The organism is Mesorhizobium sp. M0152 (assembly GCF_040322415.1).
Taxonomy (GTDB): domain Bacteria; phylum Pseudomonadota; class Alphaproteobacteria; order Rhizobiales; family Rhizobiaceae; genus Mesorhizobium.
Genome location: NZ_JAMYTH010000031.1, coordinates 23,684 through 45,738 on the forward strand (window position 1 = coordinate 23,684; position 22,055 = coordinate 45,738).

General features: G+C 62.2%; 18 protein-coding genes. 4 read left to right on the top strand and 14 right to left on the bottom strand.

Annotated features, from left to right (window positions below; all coding sequences use genetic code 11):
• Window positions 1-413 precede the first annotated feature (413 nt).
• Window positions 414-3,362 (top strand): DNA polymerase I, encoded by a 2,949-nt coding sequence (polA, locus tag NKJ26_RS25120; protein WP_352697853.1) that lies wholly within the window; start codon window positions 414-416, stop codon window positions 3,360-3,362.
• 77 nt (window positions 3,363-3,439) lie between these two features.
• On the opposite strand, the gene NKJ26_RS25125 is transcribed toward polA, so the two are convergent.
• The 8 genes from NKJ26_RS25125 to NKJ26_RS25160 all read right to left on the bottom strand — a co-directional run bounded on the left by NKJ26_RS25125 (window position 3,440) and on the right by NKJ26_RS25160 (window position 11,458).
• Window positions 3,440-3,844 (bottom strand): Fur family transcriptional regulator, encoded by a 405-nt coding sequence (locus tag NKJ26_RS25125; protein ID WP_027023631.1) that lies wholly within the window; start codon window positions 3,842-3,844, stop codon window positions 3,440-3,442.
• Window positions 3,845-4,064: 220 nt separating this feature from the next.
• Window positions 4,065-5,111, bottom strand: coding sequence for an L-glyceraldehyde 3-phosphate reductase (gene mgrA / locus NKJ26_RS25130; RefSeq protein WP_352604186.1), 1,047 nt, complete (start codon window positions 5,109-5,111; stop codon window positions 4,065-4,067).
• A 134-nt stretch (window positions 5,112-5,245) separates the two neighbouring features.
• Window positions 5,246-6,388 (bottom strand): Gfo/Idh/MocA family protein, encoded by a 1,143-nt coding sequence (locus tag NKJ26_RS25135; protein WP_352697854.1) that lies wholly within the window; start codon window positions 6,386-6,388, stop codon window positions 5,246-5,248.
• Window positions 6,389-6,399: 11 nt separating this feature from the next.
• Window positions 6,400-7,146: a sugar phosphate isomerase/epimerase family protein gene (locus NKJ26_RS25140; protein WP_027023628.1), complete on the bottom strand. Its 747-nt coding sequence runs from the start codon at window positions 7,144-7,146 to the stop codon at window positions 6,400-6,402.
• 40 nt (window positions 7,147-7,186) lie between these two features.
• Window positions 7,187-8,287 (bottom strand): ABC transporter ATP-binding protein, encoded by a 1,101-nt coding sequence (locus NKJ26_RS25145; RefSeq protein WP_352697856.1) that lies wholly within the window; start codon window positions 8,285-8,287, stop codon window positions 7,187-7,189.
• On the bottom strand, window positions 8,287-9,219 hold the full coding sequence (locus NKJ26_RS25150; protein ID WP_352697858.1) for a carbohydrate ABC transporter permease: 933 nt from the start codon (window positions 9,217-9,219) through the stop codon (window positions 8,287-8,289). Before NKJ26_RS25150 ends, NKJ26_RS25145 begins: the two co-directional genes overlap by 1 nt.
• The gene (locus tag NKJ26_RS25155) at window positions 9,212-10,105 is read right to left on the bottom strand and encodes a carbohydrate ABC transporter permease (RefSeq protein WP_027023625.1); all 894 of its coding nucleotides are present in this window, start codon (window positions 10,103-10,105) and stop codon (window positions 9,212-9,214) included. The genes NKJ26_RS25150 and NKJ26_RS25155 overlap by 8 nt, the downstream gene beginning before the upstream one ends.
• A 114-nt stretch (window positions 10,106-10,219) precedes the next feature.
• On the bottom strand, window positions 10,220-11,458 hold the full coding sequence (locus tag NKJ26_RS25160) for an ABC transporter substrate-binding protein (protein ID WP_352697859.1): 1,239 nt from the start codon (window positions 11,456-11,458) through the stop codon (window positions 10,220-10,222).
• Window positions 11,459-11,863: 405 nt separating this feature from the next.
• On the opposite strand from NKJ26_RS25160, the gene NKJ26_RS25165 reads away from it, so the two are divergent.
• Window positions 11,864-12,919 carry a LacI family transcriptional regulator gene (locus tag NKJ26_RS25165; protein WP_352697861.1) on the top strand — a complete coding sequence of 352 codons (1,056 nt, stop codon included), beginning with the start codon at window positions 11,864-11,866 and terminating at the stop codon, window positions 12,917-12,919.
• A 134-nt stretch (window positions 12,920-13,053) separates the two neighbouring features.
• On the opposite strand, the gene gnd is transcribed toward NKJ26_RS25165, so the two are convergent.
• The 6 genes from gnd to NKJ26_RS25195 form a co-directional block, all read right to left on the bottom strand.
• Window positions 13,054-14,481: an NADP-dependent phosphogluconate dehydrogenase gene (gene gnd, locus NKJ26_RS25170; RefSeq protein ID WP_352697863.1), complete on the bottom strand. Its 1,428-nt coding sequence runs from the start codon at window positions 14,479-14,481 to the stop codon at window positions 13,054-13,056.
• Between the two features lie 166 nt (window positions 14,482-14,647).
• Entirely contained in the window at window positions 14,648-16,240 is a 1,593-nt protein-coding gene (locus tag NKJ26_RS25175) for a copper resistance CopC/CopD family protein (protein ID WP_352697865.1), read from the bottom strand.
• A gap of 149 nt (window positions 16,241-16,389) precedes the next feature.
• On the bottom strand, window positions 16,390-16,908 hold the full coding sequence (locus NKJ26_RS25180) for a YcnI family copper-binding membrane protein (RefSeq protein ID WP_352697867.1): 519 nt from the start codon (window positions 16,906-16,908) through the stop codon (window positions 16,390-16,392).
• Between the two features lie 39 nt (window positions 16,909-16,947).
• A complete protein-coding gene (locus NKJ26_RS25185) occupies window positions 16,948-17,487 on the bottom strand; it encodes a copper chaperone PCu(A)C (protein WP_352697869.1) in 540 nt (179 codons plus the stop codon).
• Between the two features lie 97 nt (window positions 17,488-17,584).
• The gene (locus NKJ26_RS25190) at window positions 17,585-17,941 is read right to left on the bottom strand and encodes a hypothetical protein (protein WP_352604204.1); all 357 of its coding nucleotides are present in this window, start codon (window positions 17,939-17,941) and stop codon (window positions 17,585-17,587) included.
• A gap of 120 nt (window positions 17,942-18,061) precedes the next feature.
• Window positions 18,062-18,964 (bottom strand): GntR family transcriptional regulator, encoded by a 903-nt coding sequence (locus NKJ26_RS25195; RefSeq protein ID WP_352697871.1) that lies wholly within the window; start codon window positions 18,962-18,964, stop codon window positions 18,062-18,064.
• 266 nt (window positions 18,965-19,230) lie between these two features.
• Here NKJ26_RS25195 and NKJ26_RS25200 point away from each other — a divergent pair, with 266 nt between their 5' ends.
• Together NKJ26_RS25200 and NKJ26_RS25205 are read left to right on the top strand one after the other, a co-directional pair.
• A complete protein-coding gene (locus NKJ26_RS25200; RefSeq protein WP_352697873.1) occupies window positions 19,231-20,736 on the top strand; it encodes a UxaA family hydrolase in 1,506 nt (501 codons plus the stop codon).
• Between the two features lie 60 nt (window positions 20,737-20,796).
• Window positions 20,797-21,795, top strand: coding sequence for an aldo/keto reductase (locus tag NKJ26_RS25205; RefSeq protein WP_352697875.1), 999 nt, complete (start codon window positions 20,797-20,799; stop codon window positions 21,793-21,795).
• Window positions 21,796-22,055: the final 260 nt, after the last annotated feature.

The following is a 22,055-nucleotide window of genomic DNA, read 5'->3' on the forward strand; positions in this document are numbered from 1 at the left end:
CGATTTCAGAACCGGAACCGTAAAGGCAGGACAGGAAAACGGAAAGCCCGTGATCATTGGACCACGGGCCGGCGAAAGCCTGTCCAAGGCAAAAAAAAGACCGCCGTGGTGGAGGGGAACCACGGCGGCCTTCTACTCGAAACGATGCGGCAGCCCGGAGAGGGGGGATAGGCTGCCGCAATAGTCCGGGATAGGCGGGGGACGGGCCTTGCTCCGGACTTCGGCGAAAATTGCCGATGCCATCTATCTGTGTCTCCGAACGTGGCGATTCAAGGGCACAAATATTACACTTTTGTAACATGGCCGTGAGTTGGCGGATCTCGCGCCCGCCGCTGTCAGGGTGTTGCCGGAACCGGTGGGTGCCGGCGCCTTTGCGATGGACCGCCGCGCCGTGCCGCGCTATCCCTGCCGGCATGAAAAAAGGCGATCATCTCTTCCTTGTCGACGGTTCCGGCTACATCTTCCGCGCCTATCACGCGCTGCCGCCGCTGACCCGCAAGTCCGACGGCCTGCCGGTCGGTGCTGTTTCCGGTTTCTGCAACATGTTGTGGAAGCTGATGCAGGACGCCCGCAACACGGATGTAGGCATTGTGCCGACGCATTTCGCCGTCATCTTCGATTATTCTTCGAAAACCTTCCGCAACGACCTCTACCCCGAATACAAAGCCAACCGCTCGGCGCCGCCGGAGGACCTGATCCCGCAATTCGGCCTGATCCGTCAGGCGACAAGGGCGTTCAACCTGCCTTGCCTCGAAATGGAAGGCTTCGAGGCGGACGATCTCATCGCCACCTATTGCCGGCTGGCCTGCGAGGCCGGCGGCGACACTACGATCATCTCGTCCGACAAGGACTTGATGCAGTTGGTGGGCGACACGGTCGCCATGTATGACCCGATGAAGGATCGCCAGATCGGCATCCCCGAAGTCATCGAGAAATGGGGCGTCCCGCCGGAAAAGATGGTCGACCTGCAGGCGCTGACCGGTGACTCGGTCGACAATGTCCCTGGCGTGCCCGGCATCGGGCCGAAGACGGCGGCGCAACTGCTCGAACAGTTCGGAGACCTCGACACGCTGCTGGCCCGCGCCGGCGAGATCAAACAGGACAAAAGGCGGGAATCGATCATTTCCAATGCCGACAAGGCGCGTATCTCGCGCCAGCTGGTGACGCTGAAGAACGACGTGCCGGTGGCCGAGGAGCTGGACGACTTCGTGCTGCATGCACCGGACGGGCCGAAGCTGATCGGCTTCCTCAAAACCATGGAATTCACTTCGCTGACCCGCCGCGTGGCGGAAGTGACGGCGACGGAGGCCGGTGATGTCCAGGCCGTTGCGGTCACCATCGAGCGCGCCGATGCCGCGCATGGGCCGGATATCGGCGCCGGAGCTGCTGTCGAGGCGGGGCTTGCGCCAAACGGCGAGGCAGGCCAGGCCCCCGCTGCCGGGAAGCCCATCAGCGGCGACACCCCTTCCTTGTTGGCCGCGCTCCGGCTGGAGGCTGCCGCCGCTCGCAAGATCGACACCAGCGCCTATCACTGCATCCGCGATGTCGCGACATTGAAAGCCTGGGTCGCCGAGGCAACCGAGACCGGCCTTGCCGCTTTCGACGTCAGGGCGACGTCGGCCGACCCGATGCAGGCGGAATTGATCGGCCTGTCCATCGCCACGGCCCCTGGCCGTGCCGCCTACATTCCCTTCGCTCACAAGAGCGGCAACGGTGACCTGCTCGGCGGCGGCGTGATCGAGAACCAGATCCAGCTTCGCGAAGCGCTGGCCGTGCTGAAACCACTGCTGGAAGACAGATCTGTTCTCAAGATCGCGCAGAACCTGAAATACGATCTTGTCGTCCTGAGCCGCTATGGCATCGATGTAGCGCCTTTCGACGACACCATGCTGATCTCCTACGTGCTCGATGCAGGCACCCCCCATGGCCACGGCATGGACTCGCTTGCCGAGAAATGGCTTGGTCATACTCCTCTCCAGCTCAAGGACGTGACCGGTTCGGGCAAGAACTCCGTCGGGTTCGATCAGGTCGATGTCGATAGGGCGACCGCTCACGCGGCCGAAGACGCCGACGTGACGCTGCGGCTCTGGCGGGTGCTGAAGCCACGGCTTGCCGCCAAGGGCCTTGTCTCGGTCTATGAGCGGCTGGAGCGACCGCTGGTGCCGGTGCTGGCGCGCATGGAGCAGCGCGGCATCTCGGTCGACCGGCAGATCCTGTCGCGGCTCTCGGGCGAACTGGCGCAAGGTGCTGCTCGCCTTGAAGAAGAAATCTACCAGCTGATCGGCGAGCGCATCAACATCGGTTCGCCCAAACAGCTCGGCGATATCCTGTTCGGGCGCATGGGTCTTCCCGGTGGTTCAAAAACCAAGACCGGGCAGTGGTCGACCTCGGCGCAGCTCCTGGAAGACCTCGCCGCCGAGGGCCACGAACTGCCGCGCAAGATCGTCGACTGGCGCCAGCTGACCAAGCTGAAGTCGACCTATACCGATGCGCTGCCCGGCTTCATTCATCCGGACAGCAAGCGTGTCCACACCTCCTACGCGCTGGCCGCGACGACGACGGGACGGCTGTCGTCTTCCGACCCGAACCTTCAGAACATTCCGGTGCGTACCGCCGAAGGACGCAAGATCCGGACCGCCTTCATCGCCGACAAAGGCAACCGGCTGGTCTCGGCCGACTACAGCCAGATCGAACTGCGCGTGCTCGCCCATGTCGCCGAAATTCCGCAACTGCGGCAGGCCTTCGCCGACGGCGCCGACATCCATGCCATCACCGCATCGGAAATGTTCAACGTGCCGGTGGAGGGCATGCCTTCAGAAATCCGCCGTCGTGCCAAGGCGATCAATTTCGGCATCATCTACGGCATCTCGGCCTTCGGCCTTGCCAACCAGCTGTCGATACCGCGCGAGGAAGCCAGCAACTATATCAAGAAATACTTCGAACGTTTCCCCGGCATCCGCGACTATATCGAGGAGACCAAGGCCTATGCCCGCGAGCACGGCTTTGTCGAAACGATCTTCGGTCGCCGCATCCACTATCCGGATATTCGCTCCTCCAATCCCTCGATCCGCGCCTTCAACGAGCGCGCCTCGATCAACGCCCGCTTGCAAGGCACCGCCGCCGACATTATCCGCCGCGCCATGGTGCGCATGGAGGAGGCGCTGGAGAAAGCGAGACTGTCGGCACGCATGCTCTTGCAGGTGCATGACGAACTGATCTTCGAGACCGTCGAGGCGGAAGTCGAAGCGACGATCCCCGTCGTGCGCCATGTCATGGAGAATGCGGCCATGCCGGCGGTATCGATGTCAGTGCCGCTGCATGTCGACGCCCGCGCCGCCAATAACTGGGACGAGGCGCATTAGACTAACGGACTGGACGGCCGCGATCCTTCACACCGGCATCGAAAAGCTTCTCCGCGGCTGCCGTGGTTGCGCGGACTTCAGGCGGCTTCGGCCAAGCACTTCGCACACGTGCCGCGAAATTCGATCACCGCCTTCTTGGCGGCGAAGCCGGTCGAATTGACCCATTCGTTCAGCCGGTGGTCGACATCGTGGTCGGACATTTCGGTCACCTGTCCGCATGTATCGCAGATGGCGAAAGCGGTCATCGAGTGGCTGTGGTCGTGTGGCTCGGCACAGGCGACGAATGAGTTGATGCTTTCCAGCCGGTGCACGAAGCCGGATTTCACCAACGTGTCGAGCGCGCGATAGACCTGCAATGGCGCGCGGAAACCTCGTTCGCGCAATTGGTCGAGCAAGGTGTAGGCGCTGAGCGGCCCGCTGGCGGTCTCGAGCTTCTCCAGCACGCACAACTGGTTCTTCGTCAGCACATCCCTTGCCGCCATGGTCCGGTTCCAACTCGTCTTGCGCCGCTCGCGCAGCACTTCCGCACGCAAACGATCCCTGTCCCACCCAGATAGCGACGAACAGGCTTTTTTGCTACTGTTTCCAACATCTCTGCCCGGAACGTTGTCGAGCATCGCCTATGTCGATCCGGAATGGGGTAACAGACGAGTTCGTTCCGAGCGGCGGGAGCGCCCCCGCCGAGTTCTTTGCCGACGTTCACTATTTTCTCGGTGGGCCTTTGCGCTCGGCCGAGGCCGCCCAGAGATTGATGTCGGACTCGCGCGCATAACTGTCGATCTCCGTCAATTCGGCATCGCTGAAGTCGAGCACCTTGAGCGCGCCGACGCAGTCCTCGACCTGCTCCGGCCGGCTGGCGCCGATCAGCGCCGAAGTTACCCGGCCCTTGCGCAGCACCCAGGCAAGCGCCATCTGCGCCAGCGTCTGGCCACGGCGGCCCGCGATCGCATTCAGCGCGTTGATGTTGGCGATGGTCTTTTCGTTAATGAAGGCCGGCCGTAACGACTTGCCCTGGGAGGCGCGGCTCCCGTCGGGAATGCCGCCAAGATATTTGTCGGTCAGCATGCCTTGCGCCAACGGCGAAAACACGATGGAGCCGACGCCGAGCCCCTCGAGCGTATCGATGAGACCATCTTCTTCTACCCAGCGATTCAGCATCGAATAGCTCGGCTGGTGGATGACGCACGGCGTGCCGAGCTGCTTCAGAATATCGGCTGCCTCGCGGGTGCGCTGCGAGTTGTAGGAAGAGATGCCGGCATAGAGTGCCTTGCCCGAACGCACCGCATGATCGAGCGCACCCATGGTTTCTTCCAGCGGCGTCTCGGGATCGAAGCGGTGCGAATAGAAGATGTCGACATAGTCGAGCCCCATCCGCTTCAGGCTCTGGTCGAGGCTGGCGAGCACGTATTTACGTCCGCCCCACTCGCCATAGGGACCGGCCCACATTTCGTAGCCGGCCTTGGTCGAGATGATCATTTCATCGCGGTAGGCGGCGAAGTCGGTGCGCAGGATTTCGCCAAAAGCGGTCTCGGCGGAGCCGGGCGGAGGACCGTAGTTGTTGGCGAGGTCGAAATGCGTGATGCCGAGGTCGAAGGCCTTGCGCACGATCGCCTGCTTGGTCTTATGCGGCGTGTCGTTGCCAAAATTGTGCCACAGCCCCAGCGAGATCGCCGGCAGCTTCAGGCCGGACCGCCCACAGCGGTTGTAGGTCATTTTCTCATAGCGGTTTTCGGCGGCGACATAGGGCATGGGAAGATCCTTGCATCTGAACGGGCCGGGCACCGTCACCGCCAACGCGGAGAACAGGCCCGGCGCCCTACCCTTTACCCTCTCTCCGGAGGAACCGGGAGAGGGTAGGCAAAATTATCGATAATCGCCGCAGCCTATTTCTTCTTGGCGAGAAGTCCTTTCGCCTCCTTGATGCCGAGCGCCGCTGGCCGCTCGCAAGTCGTCTGCATGGCGACGAACTTGCCGGTTTCGCCCGAGCGCAGAATGCCGGTCATGACATCGACGGCATGCAACGCCAGTTCCATCGAACAGCGGTGCGGCCGGCCCTCCGCGATCGCCAATGCCATGTCGGCGAGGCCTGCGGTGCGGTAGTTGGCCATCATGCCTTGCGAATGCATCTCGTTTGGCACGCCGAATGGATGCTCCCATTTCGGCAGCTTCTTGATCGGCTTGGCCGCTTCCGTGAAGCGTACGTCGCCACCGAAGAAGTTCGGATCCGGCACGAAGACGCTGCCCACCTCGCCATAGAGCTCCATCGGCGCATGGCCGTGGCTCCAGACGTCCCAGCTTGTGTTGAGCGTCACCACCGCACCGTTCTCGAACTCCAGCAGGCCGTGGATGGTGGTTGGCGTGTTGACCGGGATTCTCTCGCCCGCACGAGGTTTTGACGAGATCGTGCGCTCCTTGGCCGGGGTTGTCGCGAAGGCCGCCACCTGCCTCACCGGCCCGATCAGCTGGATCAGATTGGTGATGTAATACGGCCCGATGTCGAGCACCGGACCGGCGCCCGGCTGGAAGAAGAAGTCGGGATTGGGATGCCAGTGCTCCATGCCGTGGCCCATCACGTGGCAGGTGCCGCTGGTGATCTTGCCGAGCTTGCCTGTGTCGATCAGGTTGCGCACCAGCTGATGCGCGCCGCCGAAGAAGGTGTCGGGCGCCGAGCCGATGCGCAGTCCCTTCTTCTCGGCCCGCTTCTTCAAGTCGAGTCCTTCCTTGACCGACAGCACGAAAGGCTTTTCCGAATAGACGTGCTTGCCGGCGTCGAGCACCTGCTTCGACACTTCGTAGTGCACGGCCGGGATGGTCAGATTGACGATGATGTCGATGTCGTCTGCCTGGAGAATCCCCTCGACCGTCTCGGCGCGCAGCTTAAACTCCTTCGCCCGCGCCTTGGCGGCATCCATGTTGATGTCGGCGCAGGCGCGCATCTCTATGCCGCGAAACAGCGGCGCCAGCGAGAAATACGCCTTCGATATGTTGCCGCAGCCGATGACGCCGATACCCAGTTTCTTTGCCATGATGTTTGTTCCTAGTAGTTCTTCACGGTTGCGATCGAGCGGCGGGCGAAGCGTTCGACGTCGTTCGGGTTGTCCTGTTCCATGACAAAGTATTTTGCGGCGCTCTTGGCCCGCAGCACCTTGATGAGGCCGGCCCAATCGATCGTGCCGTGACCGACATCCGACCAGCCGTCCTCATCCAGTCCCTCGCCCGGCTTGGCCATGTCCTTGACATGGACGGCGACGATGCGCTTGCCATGCTTTTCGATCCAGGGCAGCGGATCGGCGCCGCCGCGCACCACCCAGGCGACATCCATCTCCCAGCCGATGTCAGGCGCGGAAGACAAGATGTGATCCTGCGGCACCGAGCCGTCCGCCAGTGTCTTGAACTCGAAATCATGGTTGTGCCACGCAAAGCCGTAGCCGGCCTTCCCGGCGGTCTCGCCAACCTTGGCCAGACGCTCGCCGAAACCACGCCAGCCGGCGGCATCGGACGGCCTTTGTTCAGCCAGCAGATAGGGGCAGATCAGCAGCTCGATGCCGAGCGCCTCGGCGATCCTGCGCACGCCGTCGAAATCATTCTCGAGCGCGTCGATGGAGAAATGCCCGGTCGGCATCGCAAGACCGTTCTTGTCGAGCTCGGCGCGGAAGGCCTTGGGATCGTCATAGACGCCGCCGAATCCTTCGACCTGGGTGTAACCGAGCTTGCCGAGCGTAGCGAGAACGCCTTCCCAGGGCTGAAAATTGCGGGCGCTGTAAAGTTGGAATGACCAGTTCATCGTCTCTGTCCGTTCTGCTTGGGATGGGTAGGAGCTTGAATTACAGGCGGTTGCCGGTTGCGGCGTCGAAGAGCGAGGCGCGCATCGGATCGAAGCCGACGGTCACCGCCTCATCGTTGTTGGGCGTGCGTTCCGAGGTGACCCGGACGCTGAAATGCTGTTGGGCAAGCTTCATCCAGACCAGCGTGTCGGAACCCATCGGTTCGACCACCTCGACATTGGTGGCTGTCGAGAACGGCCAGCCCGTGCCGCTGTTGAGACTGACATGCTCGGGCCTGATGCCGAATACGACTGGACCGGGGACCGGTTGCTTGTCGAAATGATACGTGCCGAGCGGAATCGATAGATTCTCGGCCACGAAGCGCCAGCCGCCATCCGCGTTATCCAGCCTGCCGTCGATGAAATTCATCGCCGGCGAGCCAAGGAAACCGGCAACAAACCGGTTGACCGGTCGGTTGTAGATGGTCTGTGGCGCGTCGAGCTGCTGGATGACGCCGCCCCGCATGACCGCGATGCGATCGGCCAACGTCATCGCCTCGATCTGGTCATGGGTGACGTAGATCATCGTGTTCTGCAGCTTGCGGTGCAGAAGCTTGATCTCGACACGCAGTTCCGAGCGCAGCTTCGCGTCGAGATTGGAAAGCGGCTCGTCGAACAGGAAGACGTCGACGTCGCGCACCAGCGCCCGCCCGATCGCCACGCGCTGGCGTTGGCCGCCGGAAAGCGCCGACGGCTTGCGCTGCAAGAGCGGCTCTATCTGGAGAATCTCGGCGGCGCGCGCGATGCGCTTGGCGATTTCGTCCCTGGCTATGCCGGCTACGCGCAGCCCGAAGGACAGGTTCTTCTCCACCGTCATCTGCGGATAGAGCGCGTAGGACTGGAACACCATGCCGATGCCGCGGTCCTTCGGCTCTTCCCAGGTGACGTTCTTGCCCTTGATGAAGATGCGCCCCTCGGAAATGTCGAGCAGACCGGCGATGCAATTGAGCAAGGTCGACTTGCCGCAGCCGGAAGGCCCGAGCAGCACGATGAACTCGCCTTCGGCCACATCGAGATTAAGCGTCTGCAGCACCGATACCGCGCCGAAATTCAGCGACAGGTCCTGGATGGAAACACTGGTGCCGTTTGCCGCCATCGCCATCACCCTTTCACCGCGCCGGCGGCAATGCCGCGCACGAACAATTTGCCGGAAATGAAGTAGACGACGAGCGGCACTAGGCCGGTCAGGATGGTGGCGGCCATGTTGACGTTGTATTCCTTCACACCTTGCACCGAATTGACGATGTTGTTGAGCTGCACCGTCATCGGATAGGTGTCGGGGCGGGTGTAGACGACACCGAACAGGAAGTCGTTCCAGATGCCGGTCACCTGCAGGATGATGGCTACGACGAAGATCGGCAGCGACATCGGCAGCATGATGCGCAGGTAGATGCCCCAGAAACCGGCGCCGTCGACACGCGCCGCCCGGAACAGTTCTTCCGGCATGGACGTGAAATAGTTACGGAACAACAGCGTCAGGATCGGCATGCCGAAGATCGAATGGACGATCACCAGGCCGCTGAGGCTGCCATAGAGCCCGACCTCGCGCAGGATGATGACGATCGGATAGATCATCACCTGATAGGGGATGAAGGCACCGACGATCAGGATGACGAAGAAGGTGTCGGCACCCTTGAAGCGCCAGTTTGCCAGCGCGTAGCCGTTCACCGAAGCAATGGCGATCGACAGGATCACGGAGGGGACGGTGATGCGCACCGAGTTCCAGAAGCCGCGCGAAAGCCCGTCGCAATTGAGGCCGGTGCAGGCGCTGGACCAGGCCTTCACCCAAGGCTCGAAGGTGATCTCGAGCGGCGGCGAGAAGATGTTGCCGAGGCGGATTTCCGGCATGCCCTTGAGCGACGTCACCACCATCACATAGAGCGGCAGCAGGTAGTAGAGCGCCATCACGATGAGCGTGCCGTAAAGGAAAATGTTGCGGCGTGAGAACACGTGCCGCGGCCGAGGCCCGCTTGGGCCCGCGATCTCGCGTTGGCGAACATTCGGCGCGGACAGTGTTGCGGTATGGTCAGACACGCTTCCGGCCTCCGAATTCGAGATAGGCCCACGGCACGATCACGATCATCACCGACAAGAGCATCATGGTCGAAGCGGCAAAACCCTGGCCGAGGTTCTGGGCAAAGAACATGTAATCGTAGACGTATTTGGCCGGCACTTCGGAAGCGATGCCTGGACCGCCGCTGGTCTGGGCGACGACGAGGTCATAGACCTTGACGATGCCGGACGCGATGATCACCAGCGTGGTGATGAAGACCGGCCGCATCATCGGGATGATGATGAATAGATAAGTCTTCCAGGTGGGAATGCCGTCAACCCGCGCGGCCTTCCAGATGTCCTCGTCGATGCCCCGCAGGCCCGCCAGCATCAGGCACATGATGAGCCCCGTGCCTTGCCAGAGAGCTGCTATCAATATCCCGTAGATGACGATGCTGGAATTATAGAGCGGATTGAAGCTGAAGCTTTCCCAGCCGAGGTCGCGTACCACCCTTTGAATTCCGAAGTCCGGGTTGAGCAGCCATTGCCAGACCAGACCTGTGACGATGAAAGAGAGCGCGAAGGGATAGAGGAAGATGGTGCGGAAAGTGTCCTCGAAGCGGATTTTCTGGTCGAGCAGGGCAGCGAGCATGAAGCCGATGACCAGCGAGAACACCAGTGACAGCACGCCATAGATCGCGATGTTTTCGATCGAGACCAGCCAACGCGGCGCCGCCCATAACCGATGATACTGGTCCAGCCCGACGAAGTTCAGCCGCGGCAACAACTTCGAGTTGGTGAAGGAATAGAGCACCGTCCACGCTGTGCCGCCGACAAAAATCACCAGTGCGGTGAGGACCATCGGGATCGAAGCGATCTTTGCATTGAGGTTGCGAAAGAGTTGGTTGGGGCGTTCGCTCTTGCTCATCGGTACAGCCATGCTGGAAGGGTTACGGGCTGGATAGGGTAAGGGCGGCAAGTCACATGCCCTTCCCCCGGCCCTGCTTTGGCAAGGCCGGGAGTACGGGCGGCTCGTCTGTCGTCAGTCGGCAGAGCCGACAATGTCGGCGAAGCGCTTCTGCGCCTCTTCCACGGTCATCTCAGGCTTGGCGAAGAACTCGGAGAAGAGGTCTTCCTTCTGCTTTTGGGTGTCCTGCGAAAGCAGTTGGTCCGTCCATGGCATCACGTTGCCCTTGGCCAGGATATCGAGGCCCTTCTTCATGCAGTCGTTCGCGGCTTGGAGATCGACGTCGCCGCGCACGGGCAACGAGCCCTTCTTGAGGTTGAAGGCAACCTGCGTCTTGGGATCGAGCAGCGTTTCGGCCAGAATTTCCTGTGCCTTGGCTTTTTCGGCATCCTTCAACAGCGGGAAGTAAAAGGCATCGCCACCGGTGGCGATCATCTCGTTCAGGCCAAGACCCGGCAGGCAGGTATAATCCTTGCCGGCCGTCTGTTTCGCGACCTGAAACTCACCTTGCGCCCAATCGCCCATGATCTGGCCGCCGGCCTTCCCTGTGATGACGAGATTGGTTGCCTGATTCCAGTCCTGCACATTGGTGTTCTTGGCCATCTTGCGGGCATCGTCCGCGGCTTTGAACACCTTGGCGATCTCGGGACCTGCGGCGAATGTGGCGTCCTTGTCCTTGTAGACCTTGAGGAACGCATCCGTACCGCCGACCGCGGCAAGCAGCACATCGAAGGCGCCTGACGACTGCCAGGGCTGGCCGCCGACAGCGAGCGGGATGATGCCTGCCTTCTCCAGCGCCGGGGCGGCCGCCACATATTCATTCCAGTTCTTCGGCACCGGCACGCCGGCCTTTTCGAAGGCGGCGTTTGACAACCACAGCCATTGCCAGGAATGGATATTGACCGGCACGCAATAGATCTTGCCGTCGATGGTGCAGCTGTCGAGCAGGCCCTTCGGCCGCACGACTTCCGTCCATTTGCCCTTGGTGGCGATGTCGGTGAGATCGCGCATCAGGCCCGCCTGCACCAGTTCTTCCGCTTGCCGGCCGTGATTGAACTGGGTTGCGCCCATCGGATCGCCGCCGGTGATACGGCTGATCATGATTGGCCGCGCAGTGCCGCCCGAGCCGGCAATGGCGCCGTCAACCCAGTGATTGCCGGTGGCGTCGAAAGCTTTGGCGAGTTCCGCGACCGCCGCCGCCTCGCCGCCGGAAGTCCACCAATGAGTGACCTCCAGATCCGTCGCGGCGGCCGGGCCGGTGAAGTGCAGTGCGGCGGTCGTCGCCAGCGCAGCGGTCAAAAGCTTATATCGCATTTCGGTTCCTCCCAGAATCTGAAACGTTACAGATTTTCGATACGGCAATTGCGTGGAGTGTGCAACCCCATCGGCAATACGGGTCCAATATTTTTTCGAGCTGCGAACAAATTCAGACGAGCAGCCGCGCTTTTGTGCATCGCAACATAGGCCATTGCAGCGCAAAACCGCAACGCAATGCATAAGGACCGGCAAAAAGCGGCGGCAGGGATGTTTTTCTCTGGAATCCCAACGGTTTTGCAAAAGGACTTCTCCAGCTCGCATCGGCTGGCTGCGCGAGAACATTGGCAATCTGTAACGTTTCAGTATATTGAGGCTTCGCTGGGGCTGGAACGCGTATCGCATCGCAATGACGGCGATTGCCCGCCCGGCTTGCGACTGCTATGCGCCTGACGGGCGGGACGAATGGATAGACAGCGTAGAGGAAAGAACGAAGGGGCGTCGGCGCAGGAACGGCCGACGCTGAAGACGCTTGCCTTCATGACCGGGCTCGGCGTCACCACCGTGTCGCGCGCCTTGAAGGATGCGCCCGAGATCGGCGCCGAAACCAGGCGTCGCGTACAATTGGTGGCAAAGCAGATCGGCTATCGCCCAAACCGCGCCGGCGTCCGGCTGCGCACCGGCAGGACCAATGTCATCAGCCTCGTGCTCAACACCGATCGCGAGATCATGAGCTTCGTCTCGGACATCATCTACGGCGTTTCGGAAGTGCTCTCCGAAACGCCTTATCATCTGATCGTCACGCCCTATTCCCGCTCGCAGGATCCGATGGAGCCAATCCGCTACCTGGTCGAGACCGGCTCGGCCGACGGCGTCATCATCTCGCGCACCCAACCGAACGATCCGCGCGCCCGCTATATGCTTGAGCACGGCATGCCTTTTGCCACGCATGGCCGCACCGACATGGGTCTCGTCCACCCCTACCACGACTTCGACAACCACGCTTTCGCGATGGAAGCCGTGCGCCGGTTGGCGAGCATGGGCCGGCGCAAGCTTGCGCTTCTGTCGCCACCGCCCGGGCTGACCTACTACAGCCATACGCTGGACGGCTTCGCGGATGCGCTGAGCGAGGTTGGTGCGACCGAAGTCCCGTTCAACACCGTTTCGATCGACCATACGATCGAGCAGATCAGGAGCCGGACCGCACAGCTGATGCGTCGCGATATCAGGCCGGACGGCTTCGTCAGCAGCGCCGCCGCCGCGACACTCGCCATCGTCGCCGGCATCGAGGATGCCGGCCTCAAGCTCGGTCGCGACGTCGACGTCGTGTCCAAGCAGTCGTCGGACCTGCTGCACCTGTTCCGCCGGGAATTGTTGGTGGTCAACGAAAACTTCCGGCTGGCCGGCTCCGAGCTTGCCCGCTCGGTGCTCGGCTGGATCGGCGGCGCCGCGCCTGGCTCGCTGCAGAGCCTGGTCGTCTCCGGCGACGTTCAGGCGTTCAGCCAGCCAGTGGCCGTTTAGAGCAATTCCAGGAAAAGTGTGAAACGGTTTTCCCGGGAAAAGCGCGTAGCGCTTTCCCTAGGGAATTGCGTTGAAACAAAGAGTTAGTGCAGTTCACCGTTTCTGTGAAACGATGAACCGCTCCAGGACTCCGTCTAGCCAGCCGCGCCGCTTCCCCATGGGCCGTGGAACGCGCCAGCCCCGTCGATACGCTCGAAACCATGCGCTCCGAAGAAGTCACGCTGCGCCTGGATCAGGTTCGAAGTGCCGCGGCCCTGGCGATAGCTGTCGAAATAGGCAAGTGCGGAAGCCAGCGCCGGCACCGGCGAACCGGCTTCGGAAGCTCTGGCCACGATCCGCCGCAGTGACGGATGGGCCTCTTTCATCATCGCGATGAAGGCCGGCGCCATCAGCAGATTGGTCGAAGCGCCACTACTTCCAAGAGCCTCGGCCATCGTGTCGAGCATCTGCGAACGAATGATGCAGCCGGCGCGCCAGATCTTGGCGATGGTCGGCATCGGCAGGTTCCAGTTGAACTCCTTCGAAGCGCCACTCATCACCGCGAAGCCCTGCGCATAGGCGGCGATCTTGCCGGCGAACAGCGCCAGCTCGAGATCATGCAGCAACGCGTCCCTGTCGCCGGAAATCCTGGTCACGCCGATGTCGCCATAGGCCTTTTCCGCAGCCAGCCGCTCGTCCTTGATCGACGACAAGACGCGGGCCGCCACCGCTGCCTCGATGGCGGTTGCCGGAATGCCGAGCTGTTGTGCTTCGATGACCGACCACTTGCCGGTGCCCTTCTGGCCGGCGCGATCCAGGATGATGTCGACCACCGGCTTGCCGGTCTTGGGATCGTCTGATGCCAGCACCTTGGCAGTGATCTCGATCAAATAGGAATTGAGCCGGCCCTTGTTCCAGTCGGCGAACACCGCGCCGATATCCTTCGGTCCCATGCCGAGACCGTCGCGCAGGATGCCGTAGATCTCGCCGATCATCTGCATGTCGGCATATTCGATGCCGTTGTGGATGGTCTTGACGAAATGCCCGGCGCCATCGGTGCCGAGCCACGCCGCGCAGGGCTCGTCCTTGAACTTGGCGGAGATCGCTGTCAGCACCTTCTCGACACGCTTCCAGGAATCCTCGGTGCCGCCGACCATGATCGACGGGCCGTGGCGCGCGCCCTCCTCGCCGCCGGACACGCCCATGCCGATGAAGGTGAGGTCCGAGCCGGAAAGCTCGGAAAAACGCCGCATCGTGTCGCGAAAATTGGCGTTTCCTGCATCGATGACGATGTCGTTGTTGGACAGCACGCCGCGCAAGGCGGCGATCTGTTCGTCGACAGGCTTGCCGGCCAGCACCATGATGATGATCGGACGCGGCGGCCGGATGGCGGCGGCGAGCTCTTCGAGGCTGTAGCAGGGCACGACCATGTTCTTCAGCGCGCCGGCATTCTCGATGAAGGCTTCGGTGCGAGCTCTCGTGCGGTTGAAGACAGCGATGCGGTGCCCATGCTCGGCGATGTTGAGCGCCAGGTTGGAGCCCATCGTGCCAAGGCCGATCAGGCCGATTTCGGCTTTTTCCATCGTTTCTTCCCTGCTTTCGGATCTTGTTGTTTCGAGCTCGCGATTTGCGCCGATGCCCATTCTTCGGGGGATGATTGACGGCCCTTTCGGGTCGCGTCAACAGCCTCGCCAAATTGTGTTGCCGCCGGCCACAGGTATAGCCTGCATGAGGCATCCCATTTGTCGGTCACGGCCTGATGTCTACCGGCGCTTCGATCTTCACCATCTCGAAGTCGGAGACCAGGATGTCGAGGCGCACCGTCCACTTGCCGGCAACCGGGATGACAAGGTTGTCGACGCGCCAGCTGCCATCGCCGGACTTGGTCACCGCGCGCTTCAGCGGCTCAATGCCGGAATCGGGCTTGGACAGCACCAATGTCACCTCCTTGGCGTCGAGCGGTCCGAAATCGCCGGTCATGATGATCATCGAGGCGACGACCGGCCCGGCATGGCCGGGCGTGATGCTGAGATCGGCCATAGCCTTCAGCGCGTGGATATGAACCGAGACCGGTTGTGCCGCCGCGATCGCTAATGCCCTCGGCGGTGGTGTGAAGCGCCAGCCCGCGGCAACACCGAAAATCGCCAGCACGATCAACATTTCGACGCCGATCGAGCGGGAGAGCCGGCGCCGCACTTCCGTCACCCCCGCCTCGGCCGACGCGGTGAGCCTCCAGCGGTTGACGCCGGCGAGCGTGAACAGAAACACCAGCAGCCCCAGCTTGATCAGCAGCAGCCGGCCATAGGCGGTGTCGACCAGCGCCATCGGCGTCTGCACCTGGACGACGGCGAGCACGATCCCGGCCGCCGCGAGCACGGCCACGACAGGCAGGATCATTCGTGAAAACCGTCGCAGAAAGAGCCCGGCCTCCGCCGATTTACCTTTCAGCGCCAAGCCGAGCGGCACCAACGCGCCAGCCCAGAAAGCAATGCCGACGCCGTGCAGGAACACCATCGGCCGGGTCAGCCATTGCGGCTCAGCCGCACTGGCATGACCGCTGACGGCAAGCGCGATGCCCACTGCGGCCAGCCCGGCAATGGCAAATGGCCTGGCCGTGGTGCGCGGCCCAGCCAGCGACATCAGGCCGAGCCCCAGCGCTATCAGGGCGACCAGCACTGTTGAGCCGAAACTTGTATCAAGCCCAGTCCGCCAGATGACAGCCTGCGCCAGATGAGACAGCGGCGCTCCGAGTGCATCCAGACCCTGCAAGCCAAGCGACAGCGGCGCCGCAAGCAGCCCGCACAATATCGCAGCGGTAGCGAAGCGCGACCCGGCGCGGCCATCCCCGGCCAGCCATGCGAGAGCGAAGGCGCCACCGACACCGAGGAAAAGCCCGATGTAGAGAAAGAGCTTGCCGATCCAGATCGCCGACCGCAACGGCCGGTCGACGGCCTCGGACGCAGCCGGCGGCTGGCTTGCCGCGCCGATGGAAAAGAGCAGCGACCCGCCGACCGGATGACCGTCGGCGGACATGACGCGCCAGCTCAGCACATGCGTGCCGGGCTTAAGCTGCTCCGGATTGTCAATCTCGACTGTCTGTTCGCTAAGGCGGAAGCCGGTTAGCGGAACCGGCGTGCCATCGGGCTTCACCAGTGTCAGCACTAGCGGCGACACCGGCTCGGTGAAGGTCAGCGAGAATTGCGCCGGACCCTGCGCCAGCACCGCACCGTCGGCGGGATCGGTCTTGATCAGGGCGGCGTGAGCGAAGGCCTGATTTGCCGAGGCCATGACAACGAGCGCCATGACCACAGCCAGTAACCCGCCAACGAACTTGCCAGTCATGCCAACCGTCCGCGGTGAGGATATCGGTTCATGCCAGTGCCATGGAATTGCGGCGCGCCCCCAAATGCATGTCGTCGCCTAAAAATGGTAGCCGGTTTCGGAACTGCGACATGCATAGAACAAAACTCAAGAACGCGCCGCGAGACAGATTACTTCTTCGGCAACAGCTTGACGCTGGGAGCCGGATTCTCCAGGGCGTCTTCATCCTGCCCCGCCGCTGGAATCTCGATCCAGCGATCGGCGGCACCGTCGCATTCCTGCACCACCGGGAAGTAGAGTTTCTGGCCGGCGGGGAGATCCGCCGTCAGCGTCGCGCGAAAGACGAACTCGTCGTAGAATTCATCCGGCAGGCTGCCGCCGCTCCAGTCGACTTCCCTGACCCCGTCGGTCACCGCCTGGCCGTAAAGCTGATAGGACTTCTCGTATTTGCCCTTCTTGACCTGCAGCGTCCAGCCCGGCTTCGGCATCGGCTTGACCGCGATCACACCTTCCGGGATCTGCACGTGCAGGGCGGTCGTCGCCTTGCCGTCGCACCCATGCGGAACCCGCAGGATTGCCTTGTAGATCGACCCGACGGGCGCTTCTTGGGTTTCGAGCGTGATATGCGCGAAGGCGGCACTTGTCCCCAAAACGAGAAGGGCGCCGGCCGACAAAAGATACTTGTTCATGATGGTCTCTCTGATTTCAAAATTTACGGATCGACGCGATCAATTGGCGTGGTCGTCCGTGCCCCCACCCAGGCCTTCGACGGCGAAATCGACGCTGACCGGGCCAGCCTTCTCGAAGGTCAACGTGGCGGAAAATGTCTCGCCTTGCTTGGGTTGCCGCTTCAGTCCGATGAACATCAGGTGATAGCCGCCAGGCGCAACTGCCACCTTGCCGCCAGCCGGGATTTCCAGGCCGCCGGCAACCGGGCGCATAGTCATGACACCGTCCTTGACGCCCATCTCGTGCAGTTCGGCCTTGTCCGAGACGTCGGAGGAAATCGACACAAGCCGGTCCGGCGCGCTGCCCTTGTTGGTGATGGTGAAATAGCCGCCGGCCACCTTGGCGCCGGTCGGCGTGGCGCGCGACCAGGGATGACCGATCTCGAGATCACCGGCCTTGAACTCATGCGCGAAGGCGGACTGAACGCCGCCTGAGAGCACGAGCACAACGGCCAGTACAGCGACGCCGAGCCGCTCTTGGAAGCGTGACAGAATGCGGCCGAGCATAGTGCCCGCCGCAATAGGGAAAGAATGGGACATGGTTACTCCATGAAATGGTGATCGCGCCGACGTCGGTCGCGAGCAGTTTTGATCCTTGGATGGGTACGCCCGCGGAAAGTTCCGCAGGCAAGCAGGCTCAGGCCGTCTGTGGCGGCGCGCGCGGGTTCGACGGCGAGCGCTCGCGCGCGAAGTCGAGATGCGTTGTCGCCGGGAAAACAAAGGCGACAATCTCGAAGGAAAGACTGCCCGGCGCAAGCGCGGCGGCAGGCGGCGGCGCAAAGGCAGGCGAGAACATGCCGCAGCCGAGCACGCAGCATGTCGGCAGGTGCGAGGGCAGCGGATTGCCGCCGGGAAGCTCAGCCGCGCCCTCGCGGGTACAGATGACATTGCCGAAGGCATCGAGTTGCGACGCGCTCGGCCCGGTCCCCAAGGCGAACGCGCCGAGCGTCGACTGGAGCAGCAGCAGGTAGGCCGCGACAAGCGCGACCGGCATGCTCCACCGTCTCCCCCGGCCGTTCAAACCATCTGCCTCTTCAAGCGACAAGGGAAGGATATCTATCACGAGAGCGGGAAGTCGAAAATCGCCAAATCCAGGCTGCGGCAACGCGGCATATCAAGGTTTTTGGGACTGCCGGCTTTCGGGGATCGAGGTCAGCAATGTCTGGCGCGCCGATTTCAAGTGCTTGCGGCAGGCGGCATCGACCTTGCCCAGGTCCCGCGATTTGAGTGCCTCGATATAGGCCAGGTGCTCACCGATCGCGACTTCGTTGCGCTCGCGTTCCTGCGCCTTGTTCCACTGGTAGTGGTAGTGGAAGATCATGGCGATGACGTCATAGAAATCGACGATGAAGCGGTTGCGCGACGCGCGATGGATAAGCCGGTGGAAGCGCTCGTCCAGCTCCGAAAACGCGTTGAAGCGCGTGGCGATCTCATTTGCGAGTTGGCGGTGCTCGCTTTCCAGGCGGTCGAGATCGGCCCAGACCGCGCTGTCCTGTGGCAGTGCGGCAAAGGCGGCCGCCGAGCGCAGTTCGAACATCTCGCGGATTTCGGTCAGTTCGAGCGCAAAGGCACGCGTGAAACCTTTCAACACCCAATGGCTGTTGCGGCGCTTCTCGATCAGGCCGAAGCGGGAAAAGCGGATCAGGAACTCGCGCACGCTGGTGGTGCCGACACCGATCTCGCGCGCCAGTTCGAGTTCGTTGATCTGCATGCCGGCCTCGGCGCCACCGGCGAGCAGCCGTCGCATGAATGATCGCTCGATGATCTCGGCCAGCGTGTCGGTTTCTTCCTCGGGAAAGAAATCATCAGGGCTTGGGTCGCGCAGCACCGTCTTGGCGCGCTTGTTCCAGGCGATCAGCCCGGTCTCCTCCATGCGGGAAAGAATGCTGCGGACCGTGGTGCGGCTGACGCCAAGCAACGTGCCTAACTCCGGTTCCGACGGCAGGCTGCGCGTCTCGCCGAGCAGCCTGAGGCAGCGGTTATAGGCATCCTTGTAGACGTTGTTGCTCTTCGACATCCCTGCCCCGTTGCACGCTGGCGCTTGCGGTGGCCAGCTTGAAGCGCAATATGACGTTCCTAGCGCATGGTCTCAAAAAAGCGGAATCGCTTCTGGCCGATTCAGGTTTGGCTCAGCGCCTTAAGCATTCACCCATCCGAAGGCATGCGGAACTGCCGCGAAAAAACAATTGACGCAAAAATGTTTTTTCACGATAAAAGACATTATCTCTTAACAAGCGTGTGTCAATCCGTCCGCGCATCCCAGGATCACCCAGGAAACCGCCCGTGAACCCCTCGAACGTCATTCTCCTGTCCCCCGCCGACAATGTCGCCGTCGCCAACGGCCGCATCGAGATCGGCACCGCACTGCCGGGCGGTGCGCTGGCAACGGCGGTTATCGAGCCCGGCCATAAGGTGGCGATCAAGCCCATTCCCGCCGGTTCCGCCGTGGTCAAATACGCTCAGGCGATCGGCCGTGCCACGCAAGACATCGCGCCGGGCGAACATGTCCATTCGCACAATCTGGTTTTCGAGGCAGGCCGTTTGCCGGTGGTGCCGCCGAGCGAGGCCGAGCACGCGACCGAAGCGGACCGCGCGCGGACCTTCATGGGCTATCGCCGCGCCGACGGTCGCGCCGGCACGCGCAACTTCGTCGGCATCATCGCCAGCGTCAATTGCTCGGCCACCGTCTGCCACAGCATCGCCGACGCGGCCAACCGCACGCTGCTGCCGAAATATCCCGGCATTGACGGCTTTGTCCCGATCGTCCACGGCCAGGGCTGCGGCATGAGCGGTACCGGCGACGGCATGATGGTGCTGCACCGCACGTTGGCCGGTTACGCCCGCCATCCAAATTTCGGCGGCGTGCTGATGGTCGGGCTGGGCTGCGAAGTCAACCAGCTCACGCTTTACGGCCAGAAGGGCGCGGCCGCGGGAAAACGCCACTTCAACATCCAGGATGCCGGGGGCTCGCGCAAATCGGTCGAAAAAGCGCTCGGCGTGCTGGCCGAGATCGCCGAGGAAGTCGGGCAATTGAAGCGCGAGCCGATCCCGGTCAGCGAGATCGTCGTCGGCCTGCAATGCGGCGGCTCGGACGGCATGTCGGGCATTACGGCCAATCCGGCGCTCGGTGCTGCCGTCGACATCCTGGCCGGCGTCGGCGGCGTCGGCATTCTCTCCGAGACGACGGAGATCTACGGCGCCGAGCATCTGCTTGCCTATCGCGCGGCGACGCCGGAGATCGCGCAGAAGCTCGACGGTTTCGTGAAGTGGTGGGAAGACCACGTCGCCAAGCACGGCGCCTCGATCGACAACAACCCTTCGCCCGGCAACAAGCGCGGCGGCCTCACCACCATCCTGGAAAAGTCGCTGGGTGCGGTGGCCAAGGGCGGCCAGACGCCGCTGAACGGCGTGTTCGGCTATGCCGAAAAGGTCACCGGCAGCGGCCTGGTGTTCATGGACACGCCCGGCTACGACCCGGTCTCGGCCACCGGCCAGGTCGCCGGCGGCGCCAACGTCATCGTCTTCACCACCGGCCGCGGCTCCTGCTTCGGCTGCCGCCCGACGCCGTCGATCAAGGTCGCTACCAATTCGACCATGTATCACCAGATGGAAGAGGACATGGACGTCAATTGCGGCGTCATCGCCTCGGGTGAAAAGACCATCGCCGGCATGGGCCGCGAGATCTTCGAACTGATCGTCGAAACGGCCTCCGGCCGCAAGACCAAGAGCGAGGATTTCGGCTACGGCGACAATGAGTTCGTCCCCTGGCATCTGGGCGCAACGCTGTAGATTTGGCTGATATCTGCTAGACGGCCGCGCCACATAGTGGCGGGCAACGGGGAGGTTTGCATGAGAAAGCGCCGCATCGGCCAGACAGCGCTGGAGGTCACCGAAGTCAGCTTCGGCGGCGCCGCGATCGGCGGATTGTATCGCGCCTGCTCGCGCGAGGCGGCTATGGAGACGCTGCAAGGCGCCTGGGAAGCCGGCCTGCGCTACTTCGACACCGCGCCCTTCTACGGATTCGGCCTGTCCGAGCGCCGCTTCGGCGACTTCCTGCGCTACAAGCCGCGCGATTCCTACGTGCTGTCCACCAAGGTCGGCCGGCTGTTCCGCCCGGTGCCGGAGGACCAGGTTCCCGATCATTCCTATGTCGATCCGCTGCCCTTCGCGCTAGACTACGACTATTCCTACGACGGCATCATGCGGTCGGTCGATTTCAGTTATGCAAGACTCGGCCTGAATAAGATCGACATCCTGTTCGTCCACGACATCGGCGTCTACACGCATGGCGCCGAGAAGACCAAGCTGCACTTTCGCCAGCTGATGGATGGCGGCCTCAAGGCGCTCGAGGAACTGAAGCGTTCCGGCACGATTTCCGCCTATGGACTCGGTGTCAACGAAGTGCAGATCTGTCTCGACGTGATGCGCCGCGCACCGCTCGACTGCATTCTTCTCGCCAGCCGCTATTCCTTGCTCGACCGTAGCGCGGAAGCCGAACTGCTGCCGCTGTGCCGGGCACAAAAGACGTCGCTGGTTATCGGCGGCGTGTTCAACTCCGGCATATTGGCGACCGGACCGGTGCAAGGCGCGCATTTCGACTACCAGCCCGCCAGCCGTGATGTGCTCGACCGTGTCGGTGCCATGGAGAAGATCGCCGGTGAAGGCGGTTACCCGTTGGCAGCGGCCGCGTTCCAGTTTCCTCTGCATGAGCCGTCGGTCGCCACCGTGCTGACCGGCACCGCTAAGCTGGCAAACCTGACACGCAATCTTGAACTGCTCGACGTCGACGTGCCGGAGACGGAATATGCCAGATATCGTCCCTACACGGTGGTGCAGGAACTGGCGTAAGGTAGGTACCCGGCCGCAAGGCGCGGGATCGCAATCCACGCTTTACAATCGCACGACCCAGAAAAGAATGAACATTCCATATTGACGATCGCTTGGAATTAATATTCCATATGCTTCGCGGAATGGAACGGGAGCGTTGGACTGCATCGAGGAGGAGCGCGGTGTATGTGTCTTGGTCAGACCTTGGAGAAGACTGGCGCGAAACACCGCTTGCATCGACCAGATCGATGCACTATCAAAACAGCGTAAATGTTTTTTAT

Bases quoted from the DNA above. Each gene is read 5' to 3' on its own strand.
- NKJ26_RS25140 (WP_027023628.1), bottom strand. From the start codon at position 7,146: ATGAACTGGTCATTCCAACTTTACAGCGCCCGCAATTTTCAGCCCTGG.
- polA (WP_352697853.1), top strand. From the start codon at position 414: ATGAAAAAAGGCGATCATCTCTTCCTTGTCGACGGTTCCGGCTACATC.
- NKJ26_RS25160 (WP_352697859.1), bottom strand. From the start codon at position 11,458: ATGCGATATAAGCTTTTGACCGCTGCGCTGGCGACGACCGCCGCACTG.
- NKJ26_RS25185 (WP_352697869.1), bottom strand. From the start codon at position 17,487: ATGTCCCATTCTTTCCCTATTGCGGCGGGCACTATGCTCGGCCGCATT.
- NKJ26_RS25175 (WP_352697865.1), bottom strand. From the start codon at position 16,240: ATGACTGGCAAGTTCGTTGGCGGGTTACTGGCTGTGGTCATGGCGCTC.
- NKJ26_RS25205 (WP_352697875.1), top strand. From the start codon at position 20,797: ATGAGAAAGCGCCGCATCGGCCAGACAGCGCTGGAGGTCACCGAAGTC.
- NKJ26_RS25180 (WP_352697867.1), bottom strand. From the start codon at position 16,908: ATGAACAAGTATCTTTTGTCGGCCGGCGCCCTTCTCGTTTTGGGGACA.
- NKJ26_RS25165 (WP_352697861.1), top strand. From the start codon at position 11,864: ATGGATAGACAGCGTAGAGGAAAGAACGAAGGGGCGTCGGCGCAGGAA.
- gnd (WP_352697863.1), bottom strand. From the start codon at position 14,481: ATGGAAAAAGCCGAAATCGGCCTGATCGGCCTTGGCACGATGGGCTCC.
- NKJ26_RS25190 (WP_352604204.1), bottom strand. From the start codon at position 17,941: ATGCCGGTCGCGCTTGTCGCGGCCTACCTGCTGCTGCTCCAGTCGACG.
- NKJ26_RS25195 (WP_352697871.1), bottom strand. From the start codon at position 18,964: ATGTCGAAGAGCAACAACGTCTACAAGGATGCCTATAACCGCTGCCTC.
- NKJ26_RS25155 (WP_027023625.1), bottom strand. From the start codon at position 10,105: ATGAGCAAGAGCGAACGCCCCAACCAACTCTTTCGCAACCTCAATGCA.
- mgrA (WP_352604186.1), bottom strand. From the start codon at position 5,111: ATGCCCTATGTCGCCGCCGAAAACCGCTATGAGAAAATGACCTACAAC.
- NKJ26_RS25135 (WP_352697854.1), bottom strand. From the start codon at position 6,388: ATGGCAAAGAAACTGGGTATCGGCGTCATCGGCTGCGGCAACATATCG.
- NKJ26_RS25145 (WP_352697856.1), bottom strand. From the start codon at position 8,287: ATGGCGATGGCGGCAAACGGCACCAGTGTTTCCATCCAGGACCTGTCG.
- NKJ26_RS25125 (WP_027023631.1), bottom strand. From the start codon at position 3,844: ATGGCGGCAAGGGATGTGCTGACGAAGAACCAGTTGTGCGTGCTGGAG.